At 68.8% G+C, this 14,790-nt stretch carries 13 protein-coding genes; 9 read left to right on the top strand and 4 right to left on the bottom strand.

Going from position 1 to position 14,790, the window contains the following annotated elements:
• The first annotated feature begins 185 nt into the window (after positions 1-185).
• The 9 genes from KY5_RS09435 (at position 186) to KY5_RS41365 (ending at position 10,245) form a co-directional block, all read left to right on the top strand.
• Positions 186-3,143 carry a M14 family metallopeptidase gene (locus KY5_RS09435; RefSeq protein ID WP_098241803.1) on the top strand — a complete coding sequence of 986 codons (2,958 nt, stop codon included), beginning with the start codon at positions 186-188 and terminating at the stop codon, positions 3,141-3,143.
• Between the two features lie 188 nt (positions 3,144-3,331).
• Positions 3,332-4,342, top strand: a complete 1,011-nt coding sequence (gene gap / locus KY5_RS09430; RefSeq protein ID WP_098241802.1) for a type I glyceraldehyde-3-phosphate dehydrogenase — start codon at positions 3,332-3,334, stop codon at positions 4,340-4,342.
• Positions 4,343-4,447: 105 nt separating this feature from the next.
• Positions 4,448-5,659, top strand: coding sequence for a phosphoglycerate kinase (locus KY5_RS42475; protein ID WP_098241801.1), 1,212 nt, complete (start codon positions 4,448-4,450; stop codon positions 5,657-5,659).
• A gap of 6 nt (positions 5,660-5,665) precedes the next feature.
• Positions 5,666-6,451, top strand: coding sequence for a triose-phosphate isomerase (gene tpiA / locus KY5_RS42470; protein WP_055543902.1), 786 nt, complete (start codon positions 5,666-5,668; stop codon positions 6,449-6,451).
• A 125-nt stretch (positions 6,452-6,576) separates the two neighbouring features.
• A complete protein-coding gene (gene secG / locus KY5_RS09415) occupies positions 6,577-6,807 on the top strand; it encodes a preprotein translocase subunit SecG (RefSeq protein ID WP_030784160.1) in 231 nt (76 codons plus the stop codon).
• 158 nt (positions 6,808-6,965) lie between these two features.
• Positions 6,966-7,301 carry an RNA polymerase-binding protein RbpA gene (locus tag KY5_RS09410; protein WP_003957010.1) on the top strand — a complete coding sequence of 112 codons (336 nt, stop codon included), beginning with the start codon at positions 6,966-6,968 and terminating at the stop codon, positions 7,299-7,301.
• 168 nt (positions 7,302-7,469) lie between these two features.
• A complete protein-coding gene (pgi, locus tag KY5_RS09405) occupies positions 7,470-9,122 on the top strand; it encodes a glucose-6-phosphate isomerase (protein WP_098241800.1) in 1,653 nt (550 codons plus the stop codon).
• 70 nt (positions 9,123-9,192) lie between these two features.
• Positions 9,193-9,669 carry a DUF2087 domain-containing protein gene (locus tag KY5_RS43215; RefSeq protein ID WP_098241799.1) on the top strand — a complete coding sequence of 159 codons (477 nt, stop codon included), beginning with the start codon at positions 9,193-9,195 and terminating at the stop codon, positions 9,667-9,669.
• A gap of 111 nt (positions 9,670-9,780) precedes the next feature.
• Positions 9,781-10,245, top strand: a complete 465-nt coding sequence (locus tag KY5_RS41365) for an MmpS family transport accessory protein (protein WP_159072504.1) — start codon at positions 9,781-9,783, stop codon at positions 10,243-10,245.
• Between the two features lie 59 nt (positions 10,246-10,304).
• Here KY5_RS41365 and pgl read toward each other — a convergent pair whose 3' ends face one another.
• Genes pgl through tal form a run of 4 tightly spaced genes read right to left on the bottom strand, consistent with a single transcriptional unit; the run spans position 10,305 to position 14,759 of the window.
• The gene (gene pgl, locus KY5_RS09390; protein ID WP_098241797.1) at positions 10,305-11,084 is read right to left on the bottom strand and encodes a 6-phosphogluconolactonase; all 780 of its coding nucleotides are present in this window, start codon (positions 11,082-11,084) and stop codon (positions 10,305-10,307) included.
• Positions 11,081-12,115, bottom strand: coding sequence for a glucose-6-phosphate dehydrogenase assembly protein OpcA (gene opcA / locus KY5_RS09385; protein WP_098241796.1), 1,035 nt, complete (start codon positions 12,113-12,115; stop codon positions 11,081-11,083). The genes pgl and opcA overlap by 4 nt, the downstream gene beginning before the upstream one ends.
• Positions 12,112-13,635, bottom strand: coding sequence for a glucose-6-phosphate dehydrogenase (gene zwf / locus KY5_RS09380; protein WP_098241795.1), 1,524 nt, complete (start codon positions 13,633-13,635; stop codon positions 12,112-12,114). Before zwf ends, opcA begins: the two co-directional genes overlap by 4 nt.
• A 5-nt stretch (positions 13,636-13,640) precedes the next feature.
• Complete coding sequence (gene tal / locus KY5_RS09375; RefSeq protein WP_098241794.1) at positions 13,641-14,759, bottom strand: transaldolase; 1,119 nt, start codon at positions 14,757-14,759, stop codon at positions 13,641-13,643.
• Positions 14,760-14,790 lie beyond the last annotated feature (31 nt).

The raw sequence follows: 14,790 nt of genomic DNA, 5'->3' as shown, positions 1-14,790 counted from the left end.
GATCCTGCTCGTCGCCTACGTCACGTACGTCTCATAGGCCGCCGGTGTCCCCCAGGGCACCGGCGGCCTACGTATGCCCGTCTTGATCGCCCCTTGTACCCCTTCCCGCCATATTGACATGATCATGAAGTGTCACGAGCCTGGCGTCCGCGCACAAATGTGCCGGACAACCGCAAGGGGGGCTCATGAGACGAAGAGCGAGCGCGAGATCGGTTCTCGCGGCGGGCGCACTGCTCGTCGGCGGCCTCGCCGCCGCACCGCACGCCCAGGCCAGTGGCGCCGCGAAACCGGCCGCCGACGACCCGGCGGCCGTGAAGGTGTACGAGGCCGAGGTCACCAAGAAGCAGATACCGATCCTCATCGAGGCGGGCCAGGACGCCCGTGAACTCGCCGGACAGGCACCGAAGAGCGGCACCGCCCGCGTCGAGGTCTATCTGACCGAGGGCCAGGCCAAGGCGGTCGAACGCCAGGGGGTCGAGCTCAGCGAGCAGAAGGTCTCCGCCGCGGCGGAGAAGCGGCTCAAGGCCGCGGGGGACGGTGTCTTCCGGCCCTACAGCGGCAAGGGCGGGCTCCAGGAGGAGATCGTCAAGACCGGCCAGGCCCACCCCGACCTCACCAAGGTCGTCTCCATCGGCAAGACGCTCCGGGGCAAGGACATCCTCGCGCTCAAGATCTCCAAGGGCGCCAAGAAGTCCAAGGACGGCTCCAAGCCGTCCACGCTCTACATGTCCAACCAGCACGCGCGCGAGTGGATCACCCCCGAGATGACCCGCCGCCTGATGCACCACTACCTGGACAACTACGGCAAGGACCCGCGCATCACCAAGCTCGTGAACTCCTCCGAGCTGTGGTTCGTGCTCTCCGCCAACCCCGACGGCTACGACTTCACGCACGCCGCCGACGGCAACCGCCAGTGGCGCAAGAACCTGCGCGACATCGACGGCGACGGCAAGATCGCTCCCGGTGACGGCGTCGACCTCAACCGCAACTTCGCCTACAAGTGGGGCTACGACAACGAGGGTTCGTCCCCCGACCCCTCGAACGAGACCTACCGGGGCACCGGACCGATGTCCGAGCCCGAGACCAAGGCGCTCGACCGCTTCGAGAAGCGCATCGGCTTCACGTACGGCATCAACTACCACTCCGCGGCCGAACTCATCCTCTACGGAGTGGGCTGGCAGGTCGCCACGCCGACCCCGGACGACGTGCTCTACAAGGCGCTGGCCGGTACGCCGGAGAAGCCCGCGATCCCCGGCTACCACCCGCAGGTCTCCTCCGAGCTCTACACCACCAACGGCGAGGCCGACGGCCACGCGGGCAACGTCAACGGCATCTCGATGTTCACCCCGGAGATGTCCACCTGCCAGACCGCGTCGAACATCGACCCGAACGACGCGTGGAAGCCCGAGGACTGCGCGTCCGTCTTCACCTTCCCGGACGACGAGAAGCTGATCCAACAGGAGTTCGCGAAGAACGTGCCCTTCGCGCTCGCCGTCGCCGAGACGGCGCTCCACCCCGACCAGCCGGTCTCCGTCACCGGCATCGACGCCCCCGACTTCACCCCTGACACCTTCGCCACGTCGTACGCGCGCGGCAAGGACCAGGAGGTCGCCGTCACCGCCCGCAAGTCGGTGCGCGACAAGAAGCTCAAGTACCGCGTCAACAACGGCCGTACGCAGGACGAGGGACTCAAGCCCTGGAAGGGCGGCGAGACCTACGGAGGCGACGACAACCTCTACTTCGACGAGTACCGCGCGAAGGTCGAGGGCGCGCGCGTGGGCGACAAGGTGGAGGTGTGGTTCACCGGCCGTACGAAGAAGGGCCGCACCGAGAGCGCGCACTTCACGTACACCGTGGCCGAGCGGCCCAAGGCCGACACGCTCGTCGTCGCCGAGGAGGGCGCGAGCGCGACGCAGACCCAGAAGTACGTCGACGCGGTGAAGGCGAACGGCCGCACCGCCGCTGTCTGGGACGTGGCCAAGCAGGGCGTACCGCACCCGCTCGGCGTCCTGTCGCACTTCTCCGCCGTCGTGCACTACACCGGTGACCCGGTCCCCGGCGCCGCCACCCAGCTCGCCCTGCGCGACTACCTCAACGAGGGCGGCAAGCTCGTCGAGTCCGGTGAGCGCACCGGCGGCAACGTCGACCTCGGCGAGGCGCTGACCGACGACTTCGCGCAGTACTACCTCGGCGCGTACGAGCGGCTGAACGCGCCCGGCGTCACCAGCTTCGCCGGCACCGGTGCGCTGGCCGGGGTGAACACCCCGCTCGCGGGCACCGACACCAACCCGCTGGACAAGGCGGGCCGCTTCACCGTCACCTCCGACAACCTGCCCGCGCAGCAGTTCCCGCAGTTCAAGAGCGCGGCGGCGGGCTCCTACCCGGGCCTGTCCAACCCGTACGCGCCCTTCGAGGGACAGGGCATGGCCTCGGCCACCCACGCGGACCAGGACTGGAAGCGGCTCACCCACACCATCGACCTGACCGGTGTCACGGCCGCCGACCGGCCCGAGCTGCGGGTCGCGCTGAACTGGAACCTGGAGACCGGCTACGACCACGGCGTCCTGGAGGCGCACACCACGGGCGCCGACGACTGGACGACGCTCCCCGACAAGAACGGCAACTCCAAGAGCACCGTCCCCGCCGAGTGCGAGGCCGGGTTCCTCATCAACCTCCACCCCTTCCTGCGCCACTACCTGACCCCCGGCGCGAGCGCCTGCACGGCCTCGGGCACCACCGGCGCCTGGAACAGCTTCACCGGCTCCTCCGGCGGCTGGAAGCCGGTCGCCTTCGACCTCAGCGCCTACGCGGGCAAGAAGATCGAGGTCTCCCTCAGCGCCATCACCGACCCGTCCACCGGAGGCCGCGGCCTCTTCGCCGACAACGCGCAGCTGGTCGTCGGCGGCAACGCGGTCCAGACCGAGGGATTCGAGACGTCGCTCGGCTCCTGGAGCGTCGCTCCCGCCCCTGCCGGAAGTCCCCACGTCACGGGCGACTGGGCCCGCACCGGCGAGCTCTACCGGTCCTATGCGGCGGTCACAGCGCGTGACAGCGTGCTCCTCGGCTTCGGGTTCGAGCAGGTGCCCGGAAGTGCCGAAAGAGCCGCTCTTATGGGCGCCTCCCTGGCACATCTGCGCGGCTGACGCTGCGTAATCGGGACCAAGGTCCCGGTGGCCCGTATTCCTACTGGGGGGTACGGGCCACAGTGCCGCCCGGAGGCCCTCTCGATGTCACCTCGGAGCCCTTGGAGAGGTAGGGTCGGAGGCGGTCGGGGACATCCCATACAACTCGCCGGCGTCTAAAACCGGCGTACCAACGAGGAGATCGGTTCGTGACGATCCGCGTAGGCATCAACGGCTTTGGCCGCATCGGTCGCAACTACTTCCGCGCGCTGCTCGAGCAGGGTGCGGACATCGAGATCGTGGCTGTCAACGACCTGGGTGACACCGCGACCACCGCTCACCTTCTGAAGTACGACACCATTCTGGGCCGCCTCAAGGCCGAGGTGTCGCACACCGAGGACACCATCACCGTCGACGGTCACACCATCAAGGTGCTGTCCGAGCGCAACCCCGCCGACATCCCGTGGGGCCAGCTGGGCGTCGACATCGTGATCGAGTCCACGGGCATCTTCACCAAGAAGGCCGACGCCGAGAAGCACATCGCCGGTGGCGCGAAGAAGGTCCTCATCTCGGCTCCGGCCAAGGACGAGGACATCACCATCGTGATGGGCGTCAACCAGGAGAAGTACGACGCGGCCAACCACCACGTCATCTCCAACGCCTCCTGCACCACCAACTGCGTGGCGCCGATGGCGAAGGTTCTCGACGAGAACTTCGGCATCGTCAAGGGCCTGATGACCACGGTCCACGCGTACACCAACGACCAGCGCATCCTGGACTTCCCGCACTCGGACCTGCGCCGCGCCCGCGCCGCCGCCGAGAACATCATTCCGACCACGACCGGTGCCGCCAAGGCCACCGCCCTGGTCCTGCCCCAGCTCAAGGGCAAGCTCGACGGCATCGCGATGCGCGTCCCGGTCCCGACCGGTTCGGCCACCGACCTGGTCGTCGACCTGCAGCGCGAGGTCACCAAGGACGAGGTCAACGCCGCGTTCAAGAAGGCCGCCGACGACGGCGCGCTCAAGGGCATCCTCTTCTACACCGAGGACCCGATCGTGTCGTCGGACATCGTGAGCGACCCGGCCTCCTGCACCTTCGACTCCTCCCTGACCATGGTCCAGGAAGGCAAGACGGTGAAGATCCTCGGCTGGTACGACAACGAGTGGGGCTACTCCAACCGTCTGGTCGACCTCACGGTCTTCGTCGGCGGTCAGCTCTAATCACCAGAGCAGGCACCTCGATGTGAGCACAGGGTCCGGGCCGCGCAACGCCGCGCCGTCCGGGCCCTGTCGCGTGCCGAGCCAGCCCAATTAGGAGTCCAGTACATGAAGACGATCGACGAACTTCTCGCCGAAGGGGTCGACGGCAAGCGGGTCTTCGTCCGCGCCGACCTCAACGTGCCGCTCGCCGAGGGCAGCATCACCGACGACGGCCGCATCCGCGCCGTCCTGCCGACCGTCAAGGCTCTCGCCGACGCGGGCGCCAAGGTGGTCGTGGCCTCGCACCTGGGCCGCCCCAAGGGCGCCCCGGACCCGGCCTTCTCGCTCCTTCCCGCCGCCGAGCGGCTCGCTGAACTCCTGGGCGCGCCCGTGGCGTTCGCGCAGGACACCGTCGGCCCCGCCGCGCACGAGGCCGTGGACGGCCTGCAGCCCGGCCAGGTGGCCGTCATCGAGAACCTTCGCTTCAACGCGGGCGAGACCAGCAAGGACGACACCGAGCGCGGCGAGTTCGCCGACCGGCTCGCCGCCCTCGCCGATGTCTACGTAGGCGACGGTTTCGGCGCCGTGCACCGCAAGCACGCCTCCGTGTACGACCTCCCGGCCAAGCTGCCGCACTACGCGGGCTACCTGATCGCCACCGAGGTCGGCGTCCTCAAGAAGCTCACCGAGGACGTCAAGCGCCCCTACACCGTCATCCTCGGCGGCGCCAAGGTCTCCGACAAGCTCGCCGTCATCGACGAGCTGCTCGGCAAGGCCGACCGGCTGCTGATCGGCGGCGGCATGGCGTACACCTTCCTCAAGGCCAAGGGCCACGAGGTCGGCATCTCCCTCCTCCAGGAGGACCAGATCCCGGTCGTCACGGAGTACATGGAGCGCGCCGAGAAGAACGGCGTCGAGCTCGTCCTCCCCGTCGACGTCCTGGTCTCCACGGACTTCCCCGACCTGAAGACGAAGGCCCCGGCCGACTTCGAGACCGTCGACGCGGACAGCATCCCCGCGAACATGGAGGGCCTGGACATCGGCCCCAAGTCCCGCGAGCTCTTCGCCGAGAAGATCGCCGACGCCGAGACCGTCTTCTGGAACGGGCCCGTGGGCGTCGCCGAGCACCCCGACTACGCGAACGGCACCGCCGCCGTCGCGCGGGCCCTGCTCAACTGCGACGGCTTCACCGTGGTCGGCGGCGGCGACTCCGCCGCGGCCGTCCGCAACCTGGGCTTCGACGAGAATGCCTTCGGCCACATCTCGACCGGCGGCGGCGCCTCCCTCGAATACCTCGAGGGCAAGACGCTCCCCGGCCTCGCCGCACTGGAGAACTGACACTTCATGACTGACAAGACCACGCGCACCCCGCTGATGGCGGGCAACTGGAAGATGAACCTCAACCACCTCGAGGCCATCGCCCACGTCCAGAAGCTCGCCTTCGCCCTGGCGGACAAGGACTACGAGGCCTGCGAGGTCGCCGTCCTGCCGCCCTTCACCGACCTGCGCTCCGTGCAGACCCTGGTGGACGGCGACAAGCTCAAGATCAAGTACGGCGCCCAGGACATCTCGGCGCAGGACTCCGGTGCCTACACCGGCGAGATCTCGGGCCCGATGCTGACCAAGCTGAAGTGCACCTACGTCGCCGTGGGCCACTCCGAGCGCCGTCAGTACCACCACGAGACCGACGAGATCTGCAACGCCAAGGTGAAGGCCGCCTACAAGCACGGCCTGACCCCGATCCTCTGCATCGGCGAGGGTCTGGACATCCGCAAGGCGGGCCAGCAGGTCCAGTACACGCTGAACCAGCTCGACGGCGGCCTCAAGGACCTCCCGGCCGAGCAGGCCGAGTCCATCGTCATCGCCTACGAGCCGGTCTGGGCGATCGGCACCGGCGAGGTCGCGACCCCCGAGGACGCGCAGGAGGTGTGCGGCGCGATCCGCGGCCGCCTCGCCGAGCTGTACTCGCAGGAGCTCGCCGACAAGGTGCGCATCCAGTACGGCGGCTCCGTGAAGTCCGGCAACGTCGCGGCGATCATGGCGCAGCCCGACGTGGACGGCGCCCTGGTGGGCGGCGCGGCCCTCGACTCGGACGAGTTCGTCAAGATCGTGCGCTTCCGCGACCAGTGAGTATGCGCTAGCGGCAATACGTCGTACCCTTGCGGGGGCCGGGCGGCTTCGAATTTCCGAGGCTCCGGCCCCCGTCGTCGATACAGAGTCGATTCAGATCCGAGGAAGTTGGTCCAGCCGTGGTTATGGGGTTCTCGATCGCCCTGATCGTCTTCAGCGCTCTGATGATGTTGCTGGTGCTGATGCACAAGGGCAAGGGCGGCGGTCTCTCCGACATGTTCGGTGGCGGCATGCAGTCGTCCGTCGGTGGTTCCTCCGTCGCGGAGCGCAATCTCGACCGCATCACCGTCGTGGTCGGTCTGCTGTGGTTCGCGTGCATTGTCGCGCTGGGCCTGCTCATGAAGGCGAACAACTAGCGCCAGGCACTGTCCGCTTGTCCGGTGCGGGCTCGCGTGCGCGGCTTATCATGGGGCTTGCGTCCGGGGTGGGGTGTAACTCCCCACGCTGGACGCGCGTTGGGCCTTACGTAAACTGAGGCGCCCGCAGCAGCACCATCACGCAGGGAGTTACGACCGTGGCAAGTGGCAACGCGATCCGAGGAAGTCGGGTCGGGGCGGGGCCGATGGGCGAGGCCGAGCGCGGTGAGTCCGCGCCGCGACTGCGCATCTCCTTCTGGTGCTCCAACGGGCACGAGACGCAGCCGAGCTTCGCCAGCGACGCGCAGGTTCCCGATACTTGGGACTGTCCCCGCTGCGGCTTTCCGGCCGGTCAGGACCGGGACAACCCGCCGGACCCGCCGCGCACCGAGCCGTACAAGACGCACCTGGCGTACGTGCGGGAGCGGCGCAGCGACGCGGACGGCGAGGCGATCCTCGCGGAGGCACTCGCCAAACTGCGGGGCGAGATCTAGTACTTGAGAATCGGCCGGACACCGAATAGGTGTCCGGCCGGTTTCTTATCTCCGTACGTGTATGGACAGACGGTTTCAGACATCTCATACCGCCCTCTGATCGATTAGGTTGGAGAGTGCAGCGGGGTAATTGACGTACGCGGGTACGAGAGAAGGCTGAAGTCCGAGATGAACGCAGATAGCCGCACGAGGCTCGACCAGACGTCCGAGTGGGCGGCGCTGAGCAAGCACCGCGAGCAGCTCGGGGAGGTGCAGCTGCGCGATCTTTTCGCCGCGGATCCGGCGCGCGGTACGGCGTACACCCTCCAGGTCGGTGACCTGCACATCGACTACTCCAAGCACCTCGTCACCGGCGAGACGCTGACGCTGCTCCGTGAGCTCGCCGCCGCGACCGACGTCTTCGGGCTGCGGGACGCCATGTTCCGCGGCGAGAAGATCAATACGACCGAGGACCGTGCCGTCCTGCACACGGCGCTGCGCGCTCCGCGGGACGCCGTGATCGAGGTCGACGGCGAGAACGTGGTGCCCGCGGTGCACGCGGTCCTCGACAAGATGAGCGCCTTCTCGGAGCGCGTCCGCTCCGGGGAGTGGACCGGGCACACCGGCAAGCGCATCAAGAACGTCGTCAACATCGGCATCGGCGGCTCCGACCTCGGTCCCGCGATGGCGTACGAGGTGCTCCGCTCCTTCACCGACCGCGACCTCACGGTCCGCTTCGTGTCGAACGTGGACGGTGCGGACCTGCACGAGGCCGTGCGGGACCTGGACCCGGCCGAGACGCTGTTCATCATCGCCTCGAAGACCTTCACCACCATCGAGACGATCACGAACGCGACGTCCGCGCGCGACTGGCTGCTGACCGGTCTGAAGGCGGATCAGGACGCCGTCGCCAAGCACTTCGTGGCCCTTTCGACCAATGCCGAGAAGGTCTCCGACTTCGGCATCGACACGGCCAACATGTTCGAGTTCTGGGACTGGGTCGGCGGGCGCTACTCGTACGACTCGGCGATTGGTCTCTCCTTGATGATCGCCATCGGCCCTGACCGCTTCCGCGAGATGCTCGACGGTTTCCACCTCGTCGACGAGCACTTCCGCACCGCGCCCGCCGAGTCCAACGTGCCGTTGCTGATGGGCCTGTTGGGGATCTGGTACGGCAACTTCCACGACGCGCAGTCGCACGCGGTCCTGCCGTACTCGCACTACCTCTCCAAGTTCACCGCGTACCTCCAGCAGTTGGACATGGAGTCCAACGGCAAGTACGTCGGCCGGGACGGCAAGGAGGTCGGCTGGCAGACGGGCCCGGTCGTCTGGGGCACGCCGGGCACCAACGGCCAGCACGCCTACTACCAACTCATCCACCAGGGCACGAAGTTGATCCCGGCCGACTTCATCGGCTTCGCCGAGCCGGTCGCCGACCTGCTGCCGGGGCTGGTCGCCCAGCACGACCTGCTGATGGCCAACTTCTTCGCGCAGACGCAGGCGTTGGCGTTCGGCAAGACGCCGGACGAGGTGCGTGCCGAGGGCGTCGCGGAGGAGCTGGTCCCGCACAAGACGTTCAAGGGCAACCACCCGACGACGACGATCCTCGCGAAGTCGCTGACGCCCTCGGTGCTCGGCCAGCTCATCGCGCTCTACGAGCACAAGGTGTTCGTGCAGGGCGCCGTGTGGAACATCGACTCCTTCGACCAGTGGGGCGTCGAGCTCGGCAAGGTCCTCGCCAAGCGCGTCGAGCCCGCGCTCACCGAGGGCGCGGAGGTGCCCGACCTGGACGGGTCGACCACGGCGCTGGTGGCCAAGTACAGGGATCTGCGCGGGCGTTAATGGGATGCGGGCGCACCGCCCGGCGGGTGACACTGCTTCGGCTCTGTCACCCGCCGGGAGGGACCCCGTCATGGACCAGCTGCTCGCCGCGCTCGCCGACCCGGAGAGACTCCGGCTGTACGCGCGCATAGTCCTCGACGAACTCCCGCCCCGCGAGGCGGAATCGCCCGTCGCCCGCAAGCACCTGGGCCGCCTGCTCGCCAACGGCCTGGTGGAACGCCTCCCGGACGGCTCGCTCCGCGCCGACCCCGCCGTCTTCCGCCGCGCACCGGGCCAGGTGGACGCCCACCCCACCGTGCCACGCCGCCTCACCGGCTTCTTCGCCCACGGCCGCCTCACCACCATCCCGGTCCGCCCCGTGGTCCGCCACGAACTCCTGGTCCACCTCACGGACACCCTCTTCGACGCCGACCGCAGCTACAGCGAACGCGAGATCAACGACGCGTTCCGCACGGTCCACGACGACACGGCGGCGTTGCGGAGGTATTGCGTGACGGATGGGCTGCTCGTGCGGGAACGGGACGGCAGCGCTTATCGGCGCTGGTAGGCGGCCAGGTCCACCCGAATGGGCCGCGCGGGGGCGGTCCCGCTGGTGAGTGGGGCCGTGGGCGGTGATTCTGGCGGCAGGAGAGCCGCCTCGCCACCCGGAGAGCCCACGATGTCCCCACCTCCCGCGTACCCGCCGCAGGGTGGCCCTCAGGGCTGGGCCACGCCTCCCGTCCCACCGCACAAGAAGCGCAGGAAGTGGCCCTGGGTTCTGCTGGTGCTGCTGATCCTGCTGGTGGGCGGCTGTGCCGCGTTCATCGCGGCCGTCGGCCATGAGGTTGACAAGGAGTCCAAGCGTGAGGTCACCGTGGAGTACGAGGTCACGGGCGACGCGGAGGACGTCACGATCACGTACTCGGCGTACGGCGATGGCAACCTGTCGCAGAGCCAGGTGAGCGGTGTGGATCCGCCGTGGTCGAAGACGCAGAAGACGAAGGGGTTCGTGAAGGGCGGGTCTCTGGTGGTGACCACGGGGGCGTCCGGAGGCTCGGTGCGATGCGAAGTCACCGTTGATGGTGCGACGCGTACGGCCACGGCCAGTGGGGCTTTCACGACTGCCCTCTGCGACGGCTTCTGAGAGAGGGAGGGCCCCGCACCACCTGGTGCGGGGCCCTCGTCACGTACAGCGGATGGCGCTCAGGCCACCGACGGCGGGTACAGCTCCGGGGGGAGCTGGGAGGCTGCCGCGGTGTCCAGGAGCCACAGCGTGCGTGAGCGGCCGTAGGCGCCTGCTGCGGGGGCCTGGATCTCGCCCGCGCCCGAGAGGGCGATGGCCGCGGCCTTCGCCTTGTCCTCGCCCGCCGCGAGCAGCCAGACCTCGCGGGCCGACCTGATCGCGGGGAGCGTGAGCGTGACGCGGGTCGGCGGGGGCTTCGGCGCGCCGTGCACGCCGACCACCGTGCGTTCCGTCTCGCGCACCGCGGGGAGCTCGGGGAAGAGCGAGGCGACGTGCGTGTCGGGGCCGACGCCGAGCATCAGGACGTCGAAGGTCGGCACCGGGCCGTGGTCCTCGGGGCCCGCGGCCGCGGCGAGTTCGGCCGCGTAGACCTCCGCCGCCGCGTCCGCCTCGTACGGGCCGTCCGACGCGGGCATCGGGTGCACCCGCGCCGGGTTCAGCGGCACCGAGTCGAGCAGGGCCTCGCGGGCCTGCGTGTAGTTGCGCTCGGGGTCGCCGTCCGGCAGGAAGCGCTCGTCGCCCCACCACAGGTCGAGCCGCGACCAGTCGATCGCGTCCCGCGCGGGGGCCGAACTCAGCGCCGCCAGGAGGCCGTTGCCGTTGCGGCCGCCGGTGAGGACCACCGACGCGTAGCCCCTGGCGGACTGCGCGTCGACGATCTTCGTGATGAGACGGGCCGCCGCGGCCCGCGCCATCAGCTCCTTGTCGCGGTGGACGACGAGCTGCGGTGCCCCCGTCACTTCGACGCCGCCTTCTTGGCGGCGGTCTTCTTCGCCGGTGCGGCGGCCGCCTTCTTCGGCTCGTCGGCGGCCTTCTCACCGGTCGGCGCGGCCGACTGCTCCGCGGCCTCGCCCAAGCGGTCCACGCCGAACTTCAGCGCGGAGGCGTAGGTGTCGTCCGGGTCCAGGCGCCGCAGCTCCTCCGCGATCAGCTCGGACGTCTCGCGGCGCTTGAGCGCCACCGCGCGGTCCGGCTGGCCCTGGATGGAGAGCGTCGCGAGCGAGCCGTCGGCCCGGTCGAGCACGATGGGACCGCAGTCGGTCTCCATGCGTACGCCGGTCAGGCCGGGCCCCGCGGACAGCGAGCGCTTCACGGGGACGTCGAGCCGGTCGGCGAGCCACATCGCGAGCAGCTCGCAGCTCGGGTTGAACTCCTCGCCCTCCACCTCGACGCCGGTGACCTTGCAGGTCACCTGGTCGAGCGCGGCCGCGAGCATCGAGCGCCACGGCGTGATCCGGGACCAGGACAGGTCCGTGTCGCCGGGGGTGTACGCGTCGGCGCGCGCGGTCAGCTCGTGGATCGGCTGCTCGGCCGCGTAGGTGTCCGTGACGCGGCGCTGGGCCAGCGCCCCGAGCGGGTCCTTGGCGGGGTCCAGCGGGGCGTTCACCGGCCACCAGACGACCACCGGGGCGTCGGGCAGGAGCAGCGGCAGGACGACCGACTGGGCGTGGTTGATGACCTCGCCGTACAGCCGCAGGACCACCGTCTCGCCGGTGCCCGCCTCGACGCCCACCCGCACCTCGGCGTCGAGCCGCGACGTGGTGCGGTCACGGGGCGAGCGCGCGGCGCGCTTGATGACCACGAGGGTGCGCGAGGGGTGCTCGCGGGACGCCTCGTTGGCGGCCTTCAGGGAGTCGTAGGCGTTCTCCTCGTCGGTGACGATGACGAGGGTGAGCACCATGCCGACGGCCGGGGTGCCGATCGCCCTGCGCCCCTGCACGAGCGCCTTGTTGATCTTGCTGGACGTGGTGTCCGTAAGGTCGATCTTCATGGCCGACGCCAGCTCCGTCCGTCTCGTGCGAGCATTTCGTCCGCCTCGGTCGGGCCCCAGGTGCCTGCCGGGTACTGCGCGGGCTTGCCGTGCTTGTCCCAGTACTCCTCGATCGGGTCGAGGATGTTCCAGGACAGCTCGACCTCCTCCGTGCGCGGGAAGAGGTTGGCGTCGCCGAGCAGGACGTCGAGGATCAGCCGCTCGTACGCCTCGGGGCTGGACTCGGTGAAGGACTCGCCGTACGCGAAGTCCATCGACACGTCCCGGATCTCCATGGAGGTGCCGGGCACCTTGGAGCCGAAGCGGACCGTGATGCCCTCGTCGGGCTGGACGCGGATGACGATCGCGTTCTGCCCGAGCTCCTCGGTGGCGGTGTGGTCGAAGGGGGAGTGGGGCGCGCGCTGGAAGACCACCGCGATCTCCGTGACCCGTCGGCCGAGCCGCTTGCCGGTGCGCAGGTAGAACGGGACGCCCGCCCAACGGCGGTTGTCCACCTGCAACTTGATGGCCGCGTAGGTGTCGGTCTTCGACTTGGGGTCGATGCCGTCTTCCTGGAGGTAGCCGACGGCCTTCTCGCCGCCCTGCCAGCCCGCGGCGTACTGCCCGCGCACGGTGTCCTTGCCGAGGTCCTTCGGCAGCTTCACCGCGCCGAGCACCTTCGCCTTCTCGGCGACGAGCGCGTCCGCGTCGAAGGAGGCGGGCTCCTCCATCGCGGTCAGGGCCATCAGCTGGAGCAGGTGGTTCTGGATGACGTCACGGGCGGCGCCGATGCCGTCGTAGTACCCGGCGCGGCCGCCGATGCCGATGTCCTCGGCCATCGTGATCTGGATGTGGTCCACGTACGACCGGTTCCAGATCGGCTCGAACATCTGGTTGGCGAAGCGGAGCGCCAGGATGTTCTGGACGGTCTCCTTGCCGAGGTAGTGGTCGATCCGGAACACCTGGTCCGGGGCGAACACCTCGTGCACGATCGCGTTCAGGTCCTGGGCGGACCTCAGGTCGTGGCCGAACGGCTTCTCGATGACCGCGCGGCGCCAGGAGCCCTTGGGGGCGTCCGCCAGCTCGTGCTTCTTGAGCTGCTGGACGACCTGCGGGAAGAACTTCGGGGGCACCGAGAGGTAGAAGGCGAAGTTGCCGCCCGTGCCCTGCGCCTTGTCGAGGTCCTGGATGGTCGCCTTGAGCTGCTCGAAGGCGTCGTCGTCGTCGAAGTTGCCCTGGACGAAGCGCATGCCCTGGATGAGCTGCTGCCAGACCTCCTCGCGGAAGGGCGTGCGCGCGTGCTGCTTGACGGCGTCGTGCACCTCCTGCGCGAAGTCCTCGTCCTGCCATTCGCGGCGGGCGAAACCGATGAGGGAGAAGCCCGGCGGAAGCAGACCGCGGTTGGCGAGGTCGTAGACGGCGGGCATCAACTTTTTACGGGACAAATCGCCCGTGACGCCAAAGATGACCAGGCCCGACGGCCCCGCGATACGCGGGAGCCGTCGGTCTGCGGCGTCACGCAGCGGATTGCTGCTTGACAAGGTGGTCAGCCCTTCGAAGGGGCGAGGCGCTCGAGCTCGGCCTCGGTGGACTTGAGCAGGTCGTTCCAGGCGGCCTCGAACTTCTCGACGCCTTCGTCCTCAAGGAGCTGCACGACGTCGTCGTACGAGATGCCGAGCTTCTCCACCGCGGCGATCTCGGCGCGCGCGGCGTCGTAGGTGCCCGCGATGGTGTTGCCGGTGATGGAACCGTGGTCGGCGGTGGCCTCCAGGGTCGCCTCCGGCATGGTGTTCACCGTGTTGGGCGCGACGAGGTCGTCGACGTACAGGGTGTCCTTGTACGCCGGGTCCTTGACGCCGGTCGAGGCCCACAGCGGACGCTGCTTGTTGGCCTGCGCCTTGTCGAGCGCGGCCCAGCGGTCCGAGGAGAAGACCTCCTCGTACGCCTCGTACGCGAGACGGGCGTTGGCGAGCGCGGCCTTGCCCTTGAGGGCCTTGGCCTCGTCCGTGCCGACGCCGTCCAGGCGCTTGTCGATCTCGGTGTCCACGCGGGACACGAAGAAGGACGCCACGGAGTGGATCTTGGCGAGGTCCAGGCCGCGCTCCTTGGCCTTCTCCAGGCCGGCGAGGAAGGCGTCCATGACCTCGCGGTAACGCTCCAGCGAGAAGATCAGCGTGACGTTGACGCTGATGCCGAGGCCGATGACCTCGGTGATCGCCGGGAGACCCGCCTTGGTGGCCGGGATCTTGATGAGCGTGTTGGGCCGGTCCACCAGCCAGGCCAGCTGCTTGGCCTCGGCGACCGTGGCCGCCGTGTTGTGGGCCAGGCGCGGGTCGACCTCGATGGACACGCGGCCGTCCTGGCCGCCCGTCGCGTCGAAGACCGGGCGCAGGATGTCGGCGGCGTCACGGACGTCCGCCGTCGTGATCATGCGGATGGCCTCTTCGACGGTGACCTTGCGCGCGGCGAGGTCGGCGAGCTGCTGCTCGTAGCCGTCGCCCGACGAGATCGCCTTCTGGAAGATCGACGGGTTGGTCGTGACGCCCACGACGTGCTGCTGGTCGATCAGTTCGGCGAGGTTGCCGGACGTGATCCGCTTGCGCGACAGGTCGTCCAGCCAGATCGCGACGCCCTCTTCGGAGAGGCGCTTCAATGCGTCTGTCATGGGAAATACATCTCCTACTTGGTCGTATGTC

Origin of the sequence: Streptomyces formicae (genome assembly GCF_002556545.1) — a bacterium.
In the GTDB taxonomy this organism is placed as follows: domain Bacteria; phylum Actinomycetota; class Actinomycetes; order Streptomycetales; family Streptomycetaceae; genus Streptomyces; species Streptomyces formicae_A.
Note: the sequence above shows the minus strand (reverse complement) of the source record. Positions and strands in the feature narration are given on the sequence as shown.